The sequence below is a fragment of the Streptomyces sp. NPDC086023 genome, from assembly GCF_044540325.1.
GTDB lineage: Bacteria > Actinomycetota > Actinomycetes > Streptomycetales > Streptomycetaceae > Streptomyces.
In genome coordinates this window covers 54,526-72,324 of record NZ_JBITRX010000021.1, presented here as the reverse complement: position 1 = coordinate 72,324, position 17,799 = coordinate 54,526, and the positions used below count along the sequence as shown (strand labels likewise).

General features: G+C 71.6%; 16 protein-coding genes and 1 pseudogene. 8 read left to right on the top strand and 9 right to left on the bottom strand.

Annotation, left to right across the window (positions count from 1 at the left end; translation table 11 throughout):
• Positions 1-38: 38 nt before the first annotated feature.
• The gene (locus ACIF6F_RS31180) at positions 39-662 is read right to left on the bottom strand and encodes a hypothetical protein (protein WP_399954471.1); all 624 of its coding nucleotides are present in this window, start codon (positions 660-662) and stop codon (positions 39-41) included.
• Between the two features lie 162 nt (positions 663-824).
• Between ACIF6F_RS31180 and ACIF6F_RS31175 the strand changes: the two genes are divergently transcribed.
• Positions 825-1,985 carry a serine hydrolase domain-containing protein gene (locus ACIF6F_RS31175; protein ID WP_399954468.1) on the top strand — a complete coding sequence of 387 codons (1,161 nt, stop codon included), beginning with the start codon at positions 825-827 and terminating at the stop codon, positions 1,983-1,985.
• A gap of 36 nt (positions 1,986-2,021) precedes the next feature.
• Here ACIF6F_RS31175 and ACIF6F_RS31170 read toward each other — a convergent pair whose 3' ends face one another.
• From ACIF6F_RS31170 to ACIF6F_RS31145, 6 genes are all read right to left on the bottom strand, one after another.
• The gene (locus tag ACIF6F_RS31170; RefSeq protein ID WP_399954464.1) at positions 2,022-2,348 is read right to left on the bottom strand and encodes a nuclear transport factor 2 family protein; all 327 of its coding nucleotides are present in this window, start codon (positions 2,346-2,348) and stop codon (positions 2,022-2,024) included.
• A gap of 125 nt (positions 2,349-2,473) precedes the next feature.
• The gene (locus tag ACIF6F_RS31165; RefSeq protein ID WP_399954461.1) at positions 2,474-3,301 is read right to left on the bottom strand and encodes a polysaccharide deacetylase family protein; all 828 of its coding nucleotides are present in this window, start codon (positions 3,299-3,301) and stop codon (positions 2,474-2,476) included.
• 127 nt (positions 3,302-3,428) lie between these two features.
• Positions 3,429-4,322 (bottom strand): Dyp-type peroxidase, encoded by an 894-nt coding sequence (locus ACIF6F_RS31160; protein ID WP_399954458.1) that lies wholly within the window; start codon positions 4,320-4,322, stop codon positions 3,429-3,431.
• A gap of 142 nt (positions 4,323-4,464) precedes the next feature.
• Positions 4,465-4,860 (bottom strand): DUF5958 family protein, encoded by a 396-nt coding sequence (locus tag ACIF6F_RS31155; protein WP_399954455.1) that lies wholly within the window; start codon positions 4,858-4,860, stop codon positions 4,465-4,467.
• 5 nt (positions 4,861-4,865) lie between these two features.
• The gene (locus tag ACIF6F_RS31150) at positions 4,866-11,789 is read right to left on the bottom strand and encodes an RHS repeat-associated core domain-containing protein (protein WP_399954452.1); all 6,924 of its coding nucleotides are present in this window, start codon (positions 11,787-11,789) and stop codon (positions 4,866-4,868) included.
• Between the two features lie 379 nt (positions 11,790-12,168).
• Positions 12,169-12,696 carry an ATP-binding protein gene (locus ACIF6F_RS31145; RefSeq protein WP_399954449.1) on the bottom strand — a complete coding sequence of 176 codons (528 nt, stop codon included), beginning with the start codon at positions 12,694-12,696 and terminating at the stop codon, positions 12,169-12,171.
• Positions 12,697-12,964: 268 nt separating this feature from the next.
• Here ACIF6F_RS31145 and ACIF6F_RS31140 point away from each other — a divergent pair, with 268 nt between their 5' ends.
• From ACIF6F_RS31140 to ACIF6F_RS31120, 5 genes and pseudogenes are all read left to right on the top strand, one after another.
• Complete coding sequence (locus ACIF6F_RS31140) at positions 12,965-13,816, top strand: helix-turn-helix domain-containing protein (protein ID WP_399954446.1); 852 nt, start codon at positions 12,965-12,967, stop codon at positions 13,814-13,816.
• A gap of 11 nt (positions 13,817-13,827) precedes the next feature.
• Positions 13,828-14,019 carry a hypothetical protein gene (locus ACIF6F_RS31135; RefSeq protein WP_399954443.1) on the top strand — a complete coding sequence of 64 codons (192 nt, stop codon included), beginning with the start codon at positions 13,828-13,830 and terminating at the stop codon, positions 14,017-14,019.
• A gap of 9 nt (positions 14,020-14,028) precedes the next feature.
• Entirely contained in the window at positions 14,029-14,220 is a 192-nt protein-coding gene (locus tag ACIF6F_RS31130) for a hypothetical protein (RefSeq protein WP_399954440.1), read from the top strand.
• 196 nt (positions 14,221-14,416) lie between these two features.
• Positions 14,417-14,539: a hypothetical protein gene (locus tag ACIF6F_RS31125; protein WP_399954437.1), complete on the top strand. Its 123-nt coding sequence runs from the start codon at positions 14,417-14,419 to the stop codon at positions 14,537-14,539.
• Positions 14,536-14,691: pseudogene (locus ACIF6F_RS31120) on the top strand (hydrogenase expression protein); the annotation flags it as partial. The gene ACIF6F_RS31125 and the pseudogene ACIF6F_RS31120, both read left to right, overlap by 4 nt.
• Positions 14,692-14,915: 224 nt before the next feature.
• Here the strand turns inward: ACIF6F_RS31120 and ACIF6F_RS31115 are convergent.
• A complete protein-coding gene (locus tag ACIF6F_RS31115; RefSeq protein WP_399954434.1) occupies positions 14,916-15,326 on the bottom strand; it encodes a nuclear transport factor 2 family protein in 411 nt (136 codons plus the stop codon).
• Between the two features lie 112 nt (positions 15,327-15,438).
• On the opposite strand from ACIF6F_RS31115, the gene ACIF6F_RS31110 reads away from it, so the two are divergent.
• A complete protein-coding gene (locus ACIF6F_RS31110) occupies positions 15,439-16,041 on the top strand; it encodes a TetR/AcrR family transcriptional regulator (protein ID WP_399954429.1) in 603 nt (200 codons plus the stop codon).
• A gap of 81 nt (positions 16,042-16,122) precedes the next feature.
• Positions 16,123-16,614, top strand: coding sequence for a Uma2 family endonuclease (locus ACIF6F_RS31105; RefSeq protein WP_399954426.1), 492 nt, complete (start codon positions 16,123-16,125; stop codon positions 16,612-16,614).
• On the opposite strand, the gene ACIF6F_RS31100 is transcribed toward ACIF6F_RS31105, so the two are convergent.
• Positions 16,611-17,729 carry a hypothetical protein gene (locus ACIF6F_RS31100; RefSeq protein ID WP_399954423.1) on the bottom strand — a complete coding sequence of 373 codons (1,119 nt, stop codon included), beginning with the start codon at positions 17,727-17,729 and terminating at the stop codon, positions 16,611-16,613. The genes ACIF6F_RS31105 and ACIF6F_RS31100 overlap by 4 nt on opposite strands.
• Positions 17,730-17,799 lie beyond the last annotated feature (70 nt).

The window sequence follows — 17,799 nt, the reverse complement described above, 5'->3', positions numbered from 1 at the left end:
CCTCTCCTCCCCCTTTCGCTCCCTTCGGGCCCCTCGCCCTAGCCGAGGCTCCTGCGGAGCTGCTCGCAGCCGGAGTCCCAGGTGACCCGGCCGGTCACGGTGACCGTCTGCGCATCGGGACCGGTGCGGCCGATGCTCCACTCCGCGGTGTAGACGCCCGTGTCGCAGGCGATCCGCTTGCCCGTGGGGTGCGTCGCGCGCAGTGTGTGGTGCCGCCCCGGCTTCGCCTCCTCGAACTCCGCCACCAGCCCGCCGCGCGCGTCGCGCAGCACGGCGCGCAGGGTCACGTCGTGCTTGCCGCTCTTGCCCGCCACGACGCTCTTCTTCAGCACGGCCGCGCTGTGCACCTCGTACGCGAACTCGAAGGCCGGCTCGTACCGGGCCGTCGCGGGGTCCCCCACCTGGCCGCCCCACTCGGGCGCGCCCTTCGGCCCCGGCTTCTGCTTCTTGGCCATCTGCAGCCCCGAGTGGAGGCGGAACTGTCCGTCGAGGCGCCGGCGGCCGTCCTCGGACCACTGCTGCCGCATCTTGTCCCCGGCCGGGTCCTGCACGTACGAGCCGGAGGGCGGGGCGGCGGCCGGGGCCCCGGCGGCGGTGAGGGCCGGGGTGAGGGTGAAGAGGGCGGCGGCAGTGGTCACGAGGGCGAGCCGGATGCGCTTCATGCCGGGACAACGGGGCGCGCGTGCGGGGCCGTTACGAGGGCCGGACGGGGTTCACCCGTAAGGGCCGGGTGGGCTCCGGAGCGGTCACGGATTCGTGATATGAGTCGATCTTCGACGGTTGCCGGTCAAGGAACGCCGGAACCGATCACAGGGGGAACTCACATGACCGAGGCCGTGAACAAGAACGCGCAGGGCAGCGTCCGGGGAGCGGGGGACGGCGTCCAGGGACAGGTGGCGCCCGGCTGGGAGCCCGTACGGGACGAGCTGGCCGCGTTCGTTGCCGGGGAGCGGCACTCCCCCGAGGCCCAGCTGGTCCTGCACCACAGGGGCCGCCGGGTGGTGGACCTGTGGAGCGGTGAGGACACCGGTCCGGACACGCTCGGGACCGTCTACTCGATCACCAAGGGCGCCGCGTACCTGGTGGTGGCGCTGCTCGTGCAGGAGGGGCGGATCGGGCTGGACCGGCCGGTCTCGGCGTACTGGCCGGAGTTCACCGGGCGCGGGCTGGAGCGGCTGACCGTGCGCGAGCTGCTGGCGCACCGGTCGGGGCTGATCGGCGTCGAGGGCGGCTTCACGTACGAGGAGCTGACGGACGACGCGGCCCTCGCGGCGCGGCTGGTGCGGGCCGAGCCGTACTGGGAGCCGGGGACGCGGTACGGGTACCACGCGATGACCATCGGGGCCCTGACCGGTGAGCTGGTGCGGCGGGTGACGGGCCGTACGGTCGCCGAGGAGTACGACGAGCGGCTCCGGATCCCGTACGGCCTGGACTTCTTCATCGGGCTGCCGGAGGAGCTGGAGGAGCGCTGGGCACCGATCCTGCCGATGCTGCCGACGGACGAGCAGCTGGTGGCGCGGGCCGCGCTGGGCGGGCCGGGCGAGCTGCAGCTGGTCGCCTTCAACTGGAACACCGAGCCGCGGCTGGACCTGGTGGACTTCGCCAACGACCGGCGGGTCCGGGCCGGGGGCCCGGCGTCGTCGGGCGGGGTGGGCACGGCGCGCGGGATCGCCGGGATGTACGCGGCCGCGCTGGAGCTGCTGGAGCCGGGGACGGCGGCGGAGTGCGCGCGCCTGACCACGCCGGGCGCGGACGCGGTCGTGCCCCAGCAGGACGCCTTCGGCCTGGGCTTCGAGCGGCAGCCGGCGGTGGGCGACCGGGCCTTCGGGCACAGCGGCGCGGCCGGGGCCAACGCCTTCGCCGATCCGGCCACGGGGCTGGCGTACGCGTACACGCGCCGCCGGTTCGCCTTCCCGGGCGGTGCGGCGCCGGAGAACGACCGGTTCGCCCGGGTGGCGGTGGAGGTGGCGGGCCGGCTGGGCTGACCCGCCACGCATGGCCGCGGGTGCCTCGTACGGGGGTCAGGCCTGGCCGGTCTCGAAGCGGCTGACCTTGCCGCCCGGGGTGACGGTGAACCGCCAAGCGGTTCGCATCTCGCCCCAGGTGTCGTTGCGGTAGCCGACGACCAGGGACCGGCCGCCGTCGGACTCGGTCTGCACGTCCATGTGGCCGTTCGAGCCGAAGATCTCGCGGTCGGTCCACTCCTTCAGGTCGCGTTCCGACCCGTCGTCGGACATGGTCGCGTCGGGGGTGAGCAGGTCGAAGAACGCCTGCCGGTCGTGGCTGTTGACGGCCGCCACGAAGGCGGCGACGGCGGGGTCGCTGAGCTTGCCGGGGGCGATGGACACGGGGGCTCCTGAGGGTGGGCAGGACCGAACGGAAGACGAACCCCCTCAGGGAACCCCCCGGGCCCCCCGACCGGCCGGACCCTCACCCGGTCGCCGGACGACGGGCGTGTCAGGGCCGGCGTGCCTCAGGAACCGGGTTTGTCCCGCACGGGGAAGTCGGTCTTCCGCCCCTGCTCCTTCAACTCCCCCAGGAACCGGTCCAGGGCGGTGACGGTCTGGCCACGGCTGCCGCCGCCGTCGTGGAAGAGCACGGTGCCGCCCTTCTTCGGCAGCTCCTGGTGGATGTTGTTCATGATCGCGGCGACACCCGGCTTCTCGAAGTCCTTGGTGTCGACGTTCCACCCGAGCGGCCGCATCCCGTTCGCGGCGGCGATCCGCCGGCTGTCGGGCGTGAAGGCCCCGCCGGGGGCCCGGTAGTAGTCCACCCGCGCGGTCCCGCCGGCGGCCTGCTCGATCAGCTTCTTCGCGTCCAGGATCTCCTTCTCCTGGTACGCCACCGGCTTCTTGTCCATGCCGGTGTCGTGGGACATGGTGTGGTCGCAGAGCCGGTGCCCCTCGGCGACGACGCGCCTGACGAGGCCGGGGTACGCCTGGGCCTGCGGCCCGACCATGCAGAAGACCGCCTTCACCTGGTGCTCCTTGAGCACCTCCAGCACCTTGGGCGTCCAGGCCGGGTCGGGGCCGTCGTCGATGGTGACGTTCACCGCGTCGCCGCCGCCCTGCGGCGCGTGCGCGATGCCCTGCGGCACCTGCTTCAGGGCCGGGGGCGCGGCGGGGTTCTTGTCCTCCTGGGGGCCCTTCTCGTGGACCACGGGCCGGGTGCCGCCGTGCGATTCGGCCTCCGAGGCCGTGATCTCGGTCGCGCCCCACACGGCCGCCGCGAGCGCGACGGCCGAGGCCACGACCACGGCCTGGTTGGTGTACTTCGGCTTGCGTATCTTCGCCATCTTCATCCGTCGTTCCTCCCGCCCATGATGACGTGACCCCCCAACAGGAGGTTGCAGCGGCCCCCATGACCAAACGGCAACAAACCGAACTCGGGACCAAAGGCCCGACCAGGCCTTTATCCCTTCCCCACCTTCAGGCGCTGAAGACCCGGCGCACCCACTCGTCACCGGCGGGCGGCACGAAGAAGTAGCCCCCGCCGACGGTCAGCGTGTACTTGGCCATGGCCTCGGCACCGGCGAGCCGGGCCTGCACGGCCTCGAACCCGGCCGCCAAGTCGCGCTGGAAGCAGGAGAAGAGCATTCCGCGGCCGTCGGCGCCGTGGTCGTAGCCGTAGCTGCGGCGCACGAGGGGTGGCGGGTTGCGGCGGTCGGGCGCGGCCAGCCGTACGTGGGAGTCGAGCGGGGTGACCCGCCCGCGCGGATCGGCGGCGAACTCGGGGCGCTCGCCGGCGGGCGTCCCGTCCAGCCAGCGCCCGTCCCTCCGCCGCCCGATGATCCGCTCCTGCTCCTCGACGGAGTCCTTGTCCCACAGGGCGGTCGCGAGCTGCACGATCCGCACCACCTGGTAGCTCCCGCCGACGGCCCACTCCGGCTCGCCGTCGCCGGACCGTACGAGCGCCCGCTCGGCGATCCCCCGCTCCCCGTCGGGGTTCCCGAACCCGTCGTCGAAGTGGAACGGATTCCGCGCCATCCCGCGGCCGGCCTCTTCCCTGGCCTGTTCCCGGAACCCCTCGATGCGCCACCGCACTTCCCAGCCGGTCGTACTGCGCAGCACCCGGTCGACGGCGCTGCGCACCTCTGCCGCGCTCTTCCCACCGACCTGCACGAGCACGTCACCACCGGTCCGCCGGGGATCGAGCACGTCCCCGGCGAAGGCGGGCATGGCCCGCAGCTGCCGGGGGCGCCGCCGGGCCATCCCCCGGAACGCCCCCTCACTGAAGGCGATGCCGCTGCTCTCGGGAAGGCCCCGCAGTACGGCGGCCACCTCGGCCCGCCGTACCCCGCGAGGGGCGTCGAGCGCGACCACTCCCACCTGCGGCGCCGGCTCAACCCCTGTCAGCTGCGAGGGCCATACCGAGGTGCCCTCCGTCGCACAGCCGGCGGCAGCCGTGCCGCCGAGCAACACGCCCGGCACCCCGGCCAAGACGGCCCGCCGCCTCATCTCACCCTCACGAGTTCGCCGACAGGTTGTGCCAAGAGTGACCGCATGTACCTCGACAGGATTCATTCCTGCGACGCGTGTCAGCGACGGCGAAGGCCGAGACAAGGACGCGAAATGCTCTCACATACTCGCCGGGAGGGAGCTGGACAATCCTTCCCAAACGCTCACGAGGAGGATCCAGGGAGATCATCACCGCAGGGTTGGCTGTCGGCTTAACCCCTGACTGCCTCACACCCTCACGACCATCTTCCGCCGTCAGGTGAGCCTGCATCGCGTAGCTGACAACCTCCCTCAGCACACGCTTCTGCTCATTCTGCGGAAGGCCGGAGAACCAAACCGCGCCTTCGTCGAGACCTCGGAGGCCCTGCGCGATCTCGTTGATGATTCGCTCGGACTCTTTCACGGCCATCACCCTCGGGGCTCGAAAATGACGTGCGGCAACGAAGGATCAAGCTCCGCATAGTCATCGACGTTCGTGTTCGGATTGTAGCTCTGCCAAAAATCCCGCCCTCGACCGCTGCCTTCGCCTGATCCTGTCCCGCGCGGCAGTGAATTCTTGACGCCGTGTCGCTTCCTTGACGGGCCGTCCAAGATGAAGTCCCAATCAGACTCGGGGCCAAAGCCCTTCGGGTTGTCGACCGTCCGCGGCCCCCTCGCCCGGCTGCCGACCACAATGATCGGGCGGCCGAGTTTGTCCGCGGCGTTCTGAATGCGCTTGGCGTCACGCGGGCTCATTCCCACGTCGGACCATGTCCTACGCCCACAGTTGTGGACCAGGACCGGTGTCGGACCAGCCAGGGCGTAATAGGTGTGGGGCCCAGCGACCGTGAGGTTGAAGACCTCGCCCAATCCCGTGTGGTGGGCGACCGCCGTGACGCGGACGAAGGTGCCGGCCGAAGTCCGGAGCCAGGTGCCTGCCGTCAGGGCGGAGGCCGGGGTCCAGGTTGCGGTGGACGCGACCCAGAAGGGGTGGCCTTCCGTGGCCGTGAGGGTGGAGCGGGTGCCGTCCGGGGCCGATACCTCGATGTCCACGAGTTGCTTCTCGCCCGAGCCCTGGATCAGGGCCGTGACCGGCTGGGCGCTGGTCTCCCCCGTCTCCGGGTCCGTGGCCAGGAGGCGGTCGCCCACCGCCACGTCGGCGATCCGCTTGCGGGAGCCGTCCGCCATCAGGACTGGCGTATCGGGGGTGAAACTGTTGCCGAGGCCGCAGCCCGGCATGGCCCACTTGGCACCGGCCCAGGCGCCCAGCATGCCCATCGCGCAGCCCATGGCCGCCGCGCGGCCGACCTGGGCCCAGTTGGTCTTGCGCCCGGAGAGCCGCTGGGAGCCCCAGTCGAGCAGGCCGTCGAGCACTCCGCCGCCCACGCACCCGAGCAGGAGGGGGTTGTTGCCCGTGGGGTCCGTGTACGTCGTCGGGGACGACAAGGCGTACTCGTACAGGTTCGGGCCGCCCGCGAAGCCGCTCGGGTCCTGCGAGATGAACCGGCCCGTCTCCGGGTCGTAGTAGCGGTCGCGGTAGTACAGCAGGCCCGTGCCGTCCGCCTCGCGGCCCGTGAAGGTCTGCCGGTTGGAGGTGGCCTTGCCCGACCTGGCCGGCTGGCCGTACGGGTCGTACGTGTAGCGGGTGGCCACCGATCCGTCCGGGTCGGCGAGGCCGACGACCGTGCCCAGGGCGTCCGTCAGGTAGACCTGGGTCTTGCCGCCCTCCGTACGGGTCAGGAACTCGTCCAAGCCAGAGGTCGCCACCGTGGCGGCGGTCGACCCGGAACCCGTCTGCTCCACCAGCGGGTTCGACGCGTCCGTCAGGAAGCGGCGCTTGGAGTCGCCGACCACCGTCTGGATGCGGTTGCCCAGGGCGTCGTAGCCGAAGGTCGAGTTCTGCCCGGTCTTCGTCACCCCTGCCAGCCGGCCCCGTGCGTCCCACTTGTAGGTGCGCAGCCCGTCGCTCTTCAGCTGCCCCTCGGCGTCGTAGGTCAGGGACCGGTCGCCGAACTTCGTCAGCCGGTTGTCCTTGCCGAAGACCGAGCCGGACTCGGCCGCCGGCAGGGCCACCCGCGCCAGCGAGCCCTTCAGCCCTGTCTGCAGGCCGCGGGCGTCCCGGGTGTACCGCAGGTCCCCGATCTTCGTGGTGCCCTTGGTGTACGAGATGCTCTCGACCAGTCCGGTCGGGCTCAGGTCCGTGGTCCGCTCGATGCCGTTCGGCAGCTTCGCGGTACGTTCGCGACCGACTGCGTCGAGCCCGAAGCTGACCTTCTGGGTCCCGCTGGTGACGGACGTGAGGATCGATGAGTCGTCGTAGCCGTACGTCGTCTTGGTACCGGCCGCCGTCATGGTCAGGCGCCGGTCGGCCGCGTCGTAGGTGTAGCCGACGGTCCCCGTCGGTCCGGTGGTCGTGGTGAGCCGGTCCAGCGTGTCGTACGCGAAGGACGTGCCGCCGAGCTTCGTGTCCGTGATCTTCGAGAGCAGATCGGCCTTGTCGAAGGCGTACGTGGCCGAGGATTCGGCGTTCCCCGCCAGGTCGACCCCGTAGCGCGCCTCCTTCGGCCGGCCGAGGAGGTCGTACGACGCCGTCGCGGCCTTGCCGAGGCGGTCGGTGACACGCTTGACGCGGCCCGCCGGGTCGTATGCGAAGGTCGCCTTGGCGCCGAGCGGGTCCACCGCCGCCTTGGGGCGGTCGGCTCCGTCGTAGGTCCAGGCAGTGGTGTTGCCCCGGGTGTCCGTGAGGCTCGTGAGATTGCCGTTCGCGTCGTAGCCGTAGGCGATCGCGTGGCCGAGCGGGTCGGTGACCTTCTTGGGCTGGTTGAGCACGTCGTAGCTGATCGTCGTGCGGGATCCGGCCTCGTCGGTCACCGCGGTCACGCGCCCTGCCGCGTCCAGCGTCCTGCGGCTGGTGCCCTGCGCGTCGGTGACGGAGACGAGATCGCCGCCCCGGTAGCCGTAGGCCGTCGTCCCCACCGGGTCGGTGACCGAGGCCACCTGGCCGTCGGGGGCGTACGTGAACGTCGTGTTCCTGCCCTCCGGGTCGGTGACCTGCTTCAGATCGCCCTTGCCGTCGTACGCGAACCGCGTCAGGTTGCCGAGCGCGTCCTTGGCCTCGCTGACCTGGTCGAACGGGCCCGCGTACTTCGCCGAACCCGTGGTGCGGGCGTTGGGCGTGCCGGCCAGCTCCTTCGCCGAGGTCACATGGCCGTTCGCGTCGTACGTCAGGTCCGTGCGCCGGCCGTACGGGTCGGTGACCGCGTCGATCCGGTGGTAGGAGCCGCGCTTGTACTCGGTGCGGCGGGCGAGGGTCGTGCCGTACGCCTGGGTGTCGGACACGCCGTAGCCGGAGGCGTCGAACTCCACGCGTCGCACCGAGCCGCCGGGCTGGGTGACGGTGGCTGCCGTCACCTTCTTGGCCGCGTTGGTCGCGTAGGTGAAGCCGTACGAGGCCCCCTCCGGCAGCGTCTGCTGCTTGACGCGGCCGTTGGCGTCGTAGGTGTTCGTCAGGAAGGTGATGCCGCGGGCGTCCACGGCCGTCTTGATGCGGTTGCTGGTGCCGTCGTACGTGTAGCGGCTGGTCTTGCCCGCCGGGTCGGTCACGGACGCGAGGCAGCCGGCGCCGTCGTACGCGTAGGCGACCTTGCGGCCGGTGTTGTCCCTGGCTTCCTTCACCCGGTGCTGGGTGTCGTAGGAGAGGCTGACCCAGCGGCCGCCGGGGGCGCTGATCCGGGTGATCTCGCCCTTGTCGCGGCTGAGGCGGGTGAGCTTGATCGCGTTGCCGTGCCGGTCCCGGACCTCCTTGAGCGGCGCGTACTGCGGGAAGACCCAGACGCCGCCGTCCCGGAAGCGCAGCTCCCAGGCGCCCGCCTGGTCGTTGACGATCTTCGCGCCACGCAGTTCGGACGGGGTGTCGACCGGCTCGAAGACCGCGTCGAGGTAGCCGGTGCCCGGCGATGTGCGCTTGAAGTGGACCTTCGCGCCGCCCGGCACGTAGAGGTCGACCTCCTGGTACTGCTTCTCCGAGTGCAGGAAGGCGTTGTACGAGAGGTCGCGCCCGATGCCGAAGGCCCGTTTACGGGTGTCGCCCTGCCAGTAGGTCCGGGTGACGTCGGCGGTGCCGAGCGGGCCGCCGACGGCGAGGTCGGTACGGCTGTCCGTGAGGAGTCCGGTGCTGAGGTCGACGGGGTCGCCGGAAAGCCAGTCGATCACGTCCTTGAACCATGACATGTCCCACGGGATGAGGTCGGAGATGTTGAACATCGCCCCGTGGAAGGCCCAGACGCGGGTCGTGGCGTCCGGGACGACCTGGCGCCCGTCTGCGGAGACCTGACCGCGGCCGTAGACGTACCAGCCGCGCTTCGCCGGGTCGTAGTCCATGAACTCCACGCGCGTACCGGCGGGTTCGTGCGTGTAGTTGGGGTAGACGACCTGCGCGCCCTCGGGGAAGACGTACGTGCCGCCCGGCTGGACCGTGAAGTAGACCGGGACCACGCTGTTCTTCGGCAGCGGGAACGGCGGCCGGTCTACCGGGATGGCCGTGATGCCGAGCTCGGTGACCGGCTTGCCGTGCTCGTCGCGGACCACCGAGCCCTTCGGGATGCGCACTTCGAGTCCGGGGATCTGCGGGGTGGTCAGAACGACCTCCCGCTTGGCCGGGGCATCGAAGCGCACCGTGTTGCGGGTGTCGAGCGGGGTCATCCACACCGGGAAGCCGAGCTGGCGAGTGGTACCGGGCCGCGGCTCGATGTGGATGTCGAAGCGGCCGTAGCTGCGCTGGGGGGTGTTGGCCGTGGAGCCGTCGACCACGAGGGTGCGGGCATCGTCCGCGATGCCGTCGAGGAGGAAGCGGCCCTGGGCGTCCGTGCGGGCGGTCCTGGTGCCCACGCGGACGGTGACCCGGGCGAGCGGGCTGCCGTCCAGCTTGAGGACACGCCCGGTCAGGGCCGTGTGGCCGGCGGGAGCGCGCAGGCCGCTCGCGCCGGATGCGGAGGCGTCGGCCTTGCCGGTGAGCCAGTCCGTCCCGGCGAGGTTGGTCGCGGTGGGCTGCCAGGCGTCGGGTCCCCGGGGGGTTGAGCCGGACCGCTTCGTGGGCGTGACGGCTCGCGTGCTGGGGGCTGCCGTCGTGGCCGGCGTGTTGGCCAGCCCGAGGGACACCTCGCCCGTCTCCTGGCCGTACGGCGCTGCGGTGACCGTGTACGTGCCGGAGTCCGGCAGCTCGTAGAGGGCGGTGCTCGTCTCGTCCTTGGACATGTACCGGCCGTTGTGCAGCCAGTGGCCGTCGGGCTGGCGTACGGACAGTGCCCAGGCTGCGGGGGCCTTGCCGACCGCGAGGGTGAGCTTCTGGCCCTTGGTCCCGCTGAAGGTGTAGCGGGCGTTCTGGCCGGCCTTGGTCAGGGCAGCCGCCCGCTTGTCCCCACCCACGGTCAGGGCCCCGCTGGCGGCATCGGGCACGAGCGTGAGAGTGGCCTGTCCGGTCGTCTTGGAGACGGGCCGGACCACCACCCGATGCGTACCCGCGGCCAGGGGCGCCCGCTCGTCGACGTCGTCCGACGGACCGTCGACCGAGTCGGTCTCCGGGTACCTCTGCCCCGGCGACAGCGTCATGACGCGGGTGCGCTCCAGGGTGGAGCCGGTGAAGAGGATGCTGTTGCCGTCGCCCGCCTTCGCCGCGAAGTCGAAGAGGAACTGCTGCCCTGGGCGTGCGAGCTTCGCCGTGGTGGGAGTGTTCGGCTTGAAGGTCCCGAGCTGGACCGGCTTGGACAGCCACAGGTCGAAGGTTCCGGTGGCCGCCTGCCCCGGCTCGACGATCAGCGACCGGCTCTCGCCCGCCGCGAGGCCCTCGGAGTAGGCGACGCCTTCGGTCCCCTTCTCAAGGGAGGTGAAGTAGGAGGTCCCGCCCTCCGGCTTCGTCAGGCGGAGATCCAAGTCCTGGGCCAGGGTGTTGCCGGTGAAGCCGAACCCGAGCTCCCCGCCGGCCGGAACCGTGAAGGGCGCCCGTATCCGCTGGCCGGGGCGGACCACGGTGGCACGCGCCGAGGCACCGTCCACCGGCGGCTTGACCGTCACGTCCGCGGACAGTGTGAGCGCCGCCGAGCCGGAGGCCCCGTACATCGGGTCGACGAGCACCTCGTACGTCCCCGTCTCGGGCAATTCCGCGAGGCCGAGCGTGTTGGACGTGCCTGCACCGGTGTAGCCGGAATCGAAGACCTCCGTGCCGGAAGGTGCGAAGACGCTGACGCGCACTGACTCGGTGAACGTGTTGTCGGTCAGCCCGAGCGAAAGGTGCTCGCCCTTCTTCCCGGCGAAGGCCACCCGGGCGTCCTGGCCGAGGCGGGTGGTCGTCAGGGTGCTCGCCGCGCCCGTGGCCGTGAGCTTCTCCGCGCGACTGGCCAGGGACACGGTGATCCGCGCCTGCCCGCTGTTCGTCGTACCCGGGACGACCTGAAGGGTGTAGCGGCCTGCCACGGGGAGTCGCCGGACCTCCCAGTCGGCCTGCTCGTCGGAGTCGGAGATGTACGTGGTGCCCTCGACCTGGTTGCCCTGGGGGTCGGTCAGCTTGAGCGCGACCAGGTCGGTGAACGTCGACTGGTCGATGCCGAAGCCGACCCCGTCACCGGCCTCTCCCTCGAAGTGGACCTCGGCGGTGTTGCCCGGCGTCGCCACCTTCACGACGGGTGGCGAGGTGTCGGTGTACGAAGTGGAGACGGACGTTTCGACCTCGCCCGCGGGCTGGAGGACGGTGAACGCGGGCGTGTTCGAGGCCCCGCCGTCGGGTGTGCTGACCGAGACGGGCCCGGTGGTGGCGCCGGGTGGGACCTTCACGGTGAGGGTCGTCGCGGTACGGGCCGTCACTTCGGCCAGCACGCCGTTGAACCGGACGACGTTGGCGGTGAGGGACGTGGAGAACCGGGAACCCGTGATGACGACGGACGTTCCGGACCCGGCGGCGACCGGGGCCAGCCTGGTCACCGACGGACCGGCTCCGGCCAGGGCGAAGACCTCGGCCGACTCGGCGGCCTTGCCGGTCACGGTCACCTTGACCTTGCCGCCGGCTGCTCCGGACGGCACCTTCACGACGAGCCGGGTCCTGGTCGCCGAGAGCACGGTCGCCGACCTGTCACCGAAGGAGACGAGGTTGGCGTCACGCGTGGCGGAGAAGCCGGTACCGGAGACGGTGACCTGCTGCCCCTTCGCGGCCCTCGGCGGGACCACGGAGAGAACGGAGACCCGGGTGGACGGGTAACGGTCGATGCCGAGGCGGTTGCCCGCCTCGTCGTACCGGTAGCGGGCCGTCTCGCCCGCGGGATCCGTGATGCCGACGAGCCGGCCCGCGGCGTCGTAGGCGTACACGGCGTCACTCGTCGTCGGGCGCGCCTCCGCCGCCGATGGTGCCTGCGGCCCGGAAAGCGGTAGCTCCCGGGCCGGTGCGACCGAGGGACTCGCGGCCTTCGGCGGCGGCGCGGCCTGGGCCGAGACGGTGCCGCTCGCGAGGGACAGCACCAAGCCGAGGACAGCTAACGAACGCAAACGTAAAGAAACCCGAGATCCCATGACGCCCTCCCCAGAGCAACACGCACCTCATGGCGCGCGCGGCGAACTCCCGTTCCATGGCAACCAGGCACAACCTACACGCGGGAGATCGAACAGAAGGGGGATTTTCGGGAACGCGTTCGCTTTGCTATTGGCTGGCGTGAATACAATCCGTCTGGAATGGCCGATACCGGGAACGTCAGGCGGGGCGCTGCGGGGTCCAGTAGGCGTGGGCACCCTTGCGCGGGAGGGTCACCCACGTGCGAGTGCCGCCGCCCGGTTCGCGGGAGTCGCCGAAGCCCCAGGCGCCGCCGCACTCGCGGACGATGACCGCGAGGAGGCGGAGCGCGGAGCGGCGCCGGGCCTCGCAGAGGGCGGCAAGGCGGGGGCTCTCGTGGGAGGCGTGGCCGTCGTAGACGATCAGCCGGAGCGCGTCGTCGCGGTAGCGGGCGGAGAGGTAGAGCTCCTGGCCCGGGTTCAGGTGGCAGGCGGCCGCGACCATTTCGCCGGTCACCTGTTCGGCGACGGGCACGAAGCGGTCCAGGCGGTGCGCGCGGAGAGCGGCGGTGACCGTGCTGCGCGCGATGCGCCCGCTGTACGGCTCCCCGGGCACGGTCAGGCTGCACGCGAGCCCTTCGGGCGGCGGTACGTCCGTACGCCATGCCGACGCCGGGGGTGAGGCGGGGCATCCGGTGGCGCGGGACGCGGGCAGGAAGGGGCTGAGCATCGCGGACTCCCTTGAGTGACGTGGCGTTTGTGGCATACGTGACTGATGGGGCTGGCGAGTTCGACGCGCACGAGTGGCTACACGGTGCGGGTGTGGTGGTTGTGGCCTGTCGGTAGGCATGGGCATACCCATCCGATGCGCTTCAACTCCCGTTGCGTGAGCGGTGCGTTACCCAATGTATCGCGGCACGGGCCAAATTTGGCCCGGTCGGCCAAAGATGTAGTCCGCCCGTGGCACGAGCGGCCGGGGGCGCGTAAGACTGCACGTCATGACAGCGAGGACATCGCCCACGGAGCGCCAGAAGCGGCTCGGGTTCGAGCTGCGACGGATGCGCGCCGCCGCGGGCGTTTCCGCGGAGTTCGCGGCCGGGCTCCTGGGCGTGGACCGCGGGGCGATCTCCGCGATGGAGGCGGGCACCCGTGCCATCAGCCCCGAGCGTCTGCGGACGCTGGCCTGCAACTGCGACGTGACCGACAAGCGGTACGTAGAGGGGCTCGTGGCACTGATGGGGAGCGGGGGCCGGAAGTGGTGGGACCGCTATCGCGGCCAGCTCCCGCAGGGGCTGCTTGACATCGCCGAGCTGGAGGCCCACAGCACCCGCATGCGCGGCGCGTACTCCGTGCACATGCCCGGTCTGCTCCAGACCTCCGACCACGCGCTCGCGGTGTTCCGGATGGTGATCCCGGCCCTGCCCGAGCATGAGGTCGCGCTCCGGCTGGCGCACCGCGTCGAGCGTCAGCAGGTGCTGGAAGGGGAGCGCGTGCGCGAGCTCGTCGCGATCGTCCACGAGGCCGCCCTGCGCATGCAGTTCGGCGGACGCGCGGTTGCGCGGGCCCAGCTGCAACACCTGCTGGACCGGTCCGAGCAGGACAACGTCACCCTGCTCGTGCTGCCCTTCGAGGCGGGCGGCTTCCCCGGGGCGGGCCAGACGGTCTTCTACTCAGAGGGCCCCGTGCGCGAGCTCGACACCGTCCAGGTCGACAATTCCCACGGCCCTGACTTCCTCTATGCCGAGGCCCAGCTCACCAAGTACCGCGCGCACTTGGATCTGATGGAGAAGCTCGCGCTGTCCCCCTCCGCTTCGAGGGACTTCATCCACACGCTTGCGAGCCGGCTATGAGAGGCGACGACATGCCCGAGGTCAACTGGGAAGAACCGTTCTGCGGCGAAGGGAACTCCTGCTACCGCATCGGCACGGACGCGGAAGGGAACAGCTACATCGCCGTGGCAGGGCAGGAAGAGTATTTCCTCACTGACACCGGCGAAGCGCTTCGACGACTGGTCCGCGACATCAAGGCCGGCAAAGCGGACCACCTCTTGTAAGGAGACCCGATGGCCGACATCACCTGGGAAGAACCGTTCTGCGCCGAAGGTGCGAGCTGCTACCGCATCGGCGTTGACGTAGAAGGGAACAGCTACATCGCCGTCGCCGGGAGCGAGGACCGGTACCTCACCGACTCCGGCGAGGCGCTCCGGCAGCTGATCCGGGACATCAAGGCAGGCAAGGCGGACCATCTGCTGTAGGCGTCCGGCGGGGCGGGGCCCACGTGGCGGGTCAGGGTCGGGCCCCAGTCCCCGTCAACAACTCGCGGCCGGCCGGACTCGGTCCGGGAACCGGCCATTCCCCCGCGCCCCCGCCGCACGCCGGCCGGGGGCGCGACAGCATTCCGGGCGCCAGGTCATTCCGTACGTCCACGCACCACGGAAGGAACCCAGCCCCATGAAGAAGCTCGGCAGGCGCATCGCACGGTTAGGCGCCACCTTCTCCGCAGCCGTCGCGCTGCTCACCTTCGGCCCCATGGGCGAGGCGTCCGCGGCGGCCCTCGCGGCCGCCCGTACCTGATCTTCAACAACGTCACCGGGAAGTGCGTCGACCTCCCGAACTACGGCGGCGGCACGGTGGGCGGCGGCGTGTTCCAGTACACCTGCAACGGCACCACCGGCGACAACCAGCTCTTCCACTTCGACTACCAGGGCGTCGTCGGCGGGTACGCCCAGTACACGATCCGCAACGCGAAGGACGGGCTCTGCCTGGACGTCCCGAACTACGGGCCGGCTACAGCGGCCGGACGGCCACCACTGGCTGGTCAACCAGGCCAGCGGGCTGTGCCTCGACGTGGACGGGGTGCGGACCGGCGGCAACGACGCGAAGCTGACGCTCTACTACTGCAGCGACAGCGACGACCACCACTGGTCGCTGTACAGCTGACGGCTGGAGGTCAGAGCCGGCGGTCGGACTCGTCGATGGGGACGTCGTTGATGCTCGCCTCGCGGCGGCGCATCAGCCCGTCCCCGTCGAACTCCCACTGCTCGTTGCCGTGGCTGCGCCACCACTGGCCGTCCGCGTCGTGCCACTCGTACTCGAAGCGGACCGAGATGCGGTTGCCGGTGTACGCCCACAGCTCCTTGCGCAGCCGGTAGTCCAGCTCGCGCTGCCACTTCTCGCGGAGGAAGGCGCGGATCTCCTCGCGGCCGGTCAGGAAGCGGTCGCGGTTCCGCCAGACCGAGTCCTCGGTGTAGGCGAGGGCGACGCGCTCGGGGTCGCGGGTGTTCCAGGCGTCCTCGGCGGCCTGGACCTTGGCGCGGGCGGACTCCTCGGTGAACGGGGGCAGGGGCGGGCGCGGGCTCATGGCGGATCCCTTCGGTGGTCGGAGAGGGCGGAGAGGGGTCGAGAACGATCGTTCTCCGCTCTGCCTCGGAGCGTAGAGAACGACCGTTCTCCCCGCAAGCGACAATGGCGGCATGAGCACCGACACCGAGACCAGGACCCGGCTGCTGGACGCCGCCGAGGCGCTCTTCTACGCCCACGGCGTGCAGGCCGTCGGCATGGACCGGCTGCGCGCCGAGTCCGGCGTCCCGCTCAAGCGGCTGTACCGCGAGTTCCCTGCGAAGGAGGCGCTCGTGGCGGCGTACCTGGAGCGCCGGGACGAGCGGTGGACGACCTCGCTGCGTACGTACGTACTCGCGCGCCCGGACGCCCGCGAGCGGCTGCTCGCCGTCTTCGACTGGCTGGGCGAGTGGTTCGCCGAGCCCGGCTTCCGCGGGTGCGCCTTCCTGAACGCGTACGGGGAGCTGGGCACCGCGGTGCCGGCGGTGACCGAGGCCGTACGGGCCCACAAGGCGCGGCTGCGGGGGTTCCTGGGCGAGCTGGCCGAGGGGGTGGGCGGGGGTGACGACCTCGCCGACCGGCTGATGGTGCTGGTGGAGGGGGCGACGGTGGTGGCGGGGGTGGCGACCTCCCCCACGCCGGCACCGGCCGCGCAGGCGCGCGCCATGGCGGAGCTCCTCGTCGTCCCCCCGGGGGAGCGGAGCGGCACGGACGCGGGCGGCTGCGTCCGCCCCTAGCCTGAGTGCAGGCAATGGAAGCCTCGCAGCAGCGCGCAGCAGCCGCAGCCGCAGCCGCACCAGAGGACCGCGGTGACAGCCATGACCGAGCCCGTCTCCCCGGGCCCCGAGCTGCGCTTCTTCCGGCCCATGCGTGAGCTGCGCAGACAGCTTCAGCCGCACGCGCCGACCGGGCACGTCGCCGAGTCGGCCCCCGTCCTGTTCAGCTTCCCGGCCACGCGCAGCGCACAGGGGCCCGACCTCTACGTGGCGGACCTCGCCGCCTTCGAGAGGGAGGGCCGGCACGCGGACGCGGGGGCACTGTCACTCGTCGCCGAGTTCACGTCGGTCGCCAAGAGGGGCCCCGACAAGAGCGAGAGGCTGGACGCGTACGGCCGGCTCGTCCCTGTGTGCCTCGTTGTCGAGATGCCGGGGGCCCGGCGGGATCAGGGGTCGGAGATCACCTGTCTCTCCGGCCCCTCGCCGAACGGCTACCGGTCCAGGACGGCGGTGTCGTTCTGGGCGCCGCTGCGCATCCCCGAGCCGTTCGGCTTCGAGCTCGACACTTCCACGTTTGCGGCTGCCGGGTCCTAGCCCCGGCGCCCGCGTTCGGCGTTCCCGATGGCGCCGCCCGCGCCGCCGATGCCTCCGGCGCCGTATCCGGGGATGAGGATGGCGCCGGCGTCCTGGAGGAAGTCGCCGGCCCGGCGTCGGGTGCCCTCCTGGCCGCCGTCTCCGCTGCCGCGCTGCCCTTGGGTGGCGCCCTCGCCAATGCCGCGTCGCCCTTCGGTGGCGCCGGAGGTGGCGTGCCGTCGGCCTTCCGTACCGCCGTTGGTGGCCCGTTGGCCCTCCGTGGTGGCCGCGCCTCCGCCGGCGCCGCCCACGGCTCCGCCACCGCCGCCGCCCACGGCACCGCCACCGACGCCGCCGAGCGCGCCCCCACCGCCGCCGCCCACGGCACCGGTCCCGACGCCGCCCAGCGCTCCCCCGCCGCCACCGATGGCGCCGCCGCCCAGGCCGGCCGCCGTGCTGCCGCCTTCGAGGCCGCCGCTCGCGCGCCGTCGGCCGTCGGAGCTGTCGTCCTCGCCGCGCTGCCGACCGCCGCCGGGGCCGGGCTCATCGGTGGGGTCGGCGGGCCACGGCGGCCTCATGAGCGGCCTGCCGGCCAGATCATCCGTACCGTCCCCGCCACAGGACCCGCCGCCACCCAGGGCGCACACGGCCTGCTCAAGCCGCCCGGTGATCTGGCCGCCCACGCTGCTGACCGCCATCGCCCCGATGACCACGACCACGACGAGGACGATGCCCAGGTACTCGACGGCGCTCTGCCCCCGGTCCCCGCCCCTCCCCCGACGCCCGATCCCGAACCACGCACGGCTCTCCGGGTGGGCGAGCGCGAGGACGATAAGGATCGGTACGAGGAGCTGGCTGTACCCGCGCAGGTCGCCCCGGAAGGCGGCGGTGGCGGCGGCGAAGAGCAGCAGCCAGGCCTGTACGAGCACGATCCCGGCCCAGACCACCAGCCCACCGGTCCTGACCAGCCGGGCCAGCACCCACGCCAGCAGCCCGGGCGCGGCGGTGACGGCGAGGCTCCCGAACAGTGCGGCGTCCAGCCGCCCCTGGGCCAGCAGCATGCCGGCGGCGCCGAGCAGGGTGAACCCGAACAGCACGTAGAGCAGGACCACGACGGCCCGCAGCTGCGTGGGCATCCCCGAACCGGCCCCGGGCCGCCCGTCCCCTCCGTACCCGTACCCATGCCCGTACCCGCGTCTCAAGGCT

Bases quoted from the DNA above. Each gene is read 5' to 3' on its own strand.
- ACIF6F_RS31165 (WP_399954461.1), bottom strand. From the start codon at position 3,301: ATGAAGATGGCGAAGATACGCAAGCCGAAGTACACCAACCAGGCCGTG.
- ACIF6F_RS31100 (WP_399954423.1), bottom strand. From the start codon at position 17,729: ATGCCCACGCAGCTGCGGGCCGTCGTGGTCCTGCTCTACGTGCTGTTC.
- ACIF6F_RS31125 (WP_399954437.1), top strand. From the start codon at position 14,417: ATGAAGAAGCTCGGCAGGCGCATCGCACGGTTAGGCGCCACCTTCTCC.
- ACIF6F_RS31180 (WP_399954471.1), bottom strand. From the start codon at position 662: ATGAAGCGCATCCGGCTCGCCCTCGTGACCACTGCCGCCGCCCTCTTC.
- ACIF6F_RS31115 (WP_399954434.1), bottom strand. From the start codon at position 15,326: ATGAGCCCGCGCCCGCCCCTGCCCCCGTTCACCGAGGAGTCCGCCCGC.
- ACIF6F_RS31175 (WP_399954468.1), top strand. From the start codon at position 825: ATGACCGAGGCCGTGAACAAGAACGCGCAGGGCAGCGTCCGGGGAGCG.
- ACIF6F_RS31130 (WP_399954440.1), top strand. From the start codon at position 14,029: ATGGCCGACATCACCTGGGAAGAACCGTTCTGCGCCGAAGGTGCGAGC.
- ACIF6F_RS31105 (WP_399954426.1), top strand. From the start codon at position 16,123: ATGACCGAGCCCGTCTCCCCGGGCCCCGAGCTGCGCTTCTTCCGGCCC.
- ACIF6F_RS31145 (WP_399954449.1), bottom strand. From the start codon at position 12,696: ATGCTCAGCCCCTTCCTGCCCGCGTCCCGCGCCACCGGATGCCCCGCC.
- ACIF6F_RS31140 (WP_399954446.1), top strand. From the start codon at position 12,965: ATGACAGCGAGGACATCGCCCACGGAGCGCCAGAAGCGGCTCGGGTTC.
- ACIF6F_RS31110 (WP_399954429.1), top strand. From the start codon at position 15,439: ATGAGCACCGACACCGAGACCAGGACCCGGCTGCTGGACGCCGCCGAG.
- ACIF6F_RS31135 (WP_399954443.1), top strand. From the start codon at position 13,828: ATGCCCGAGGTCAACTGGGAAGAACCGTTCTGCGGCGAAGGGAACTCC.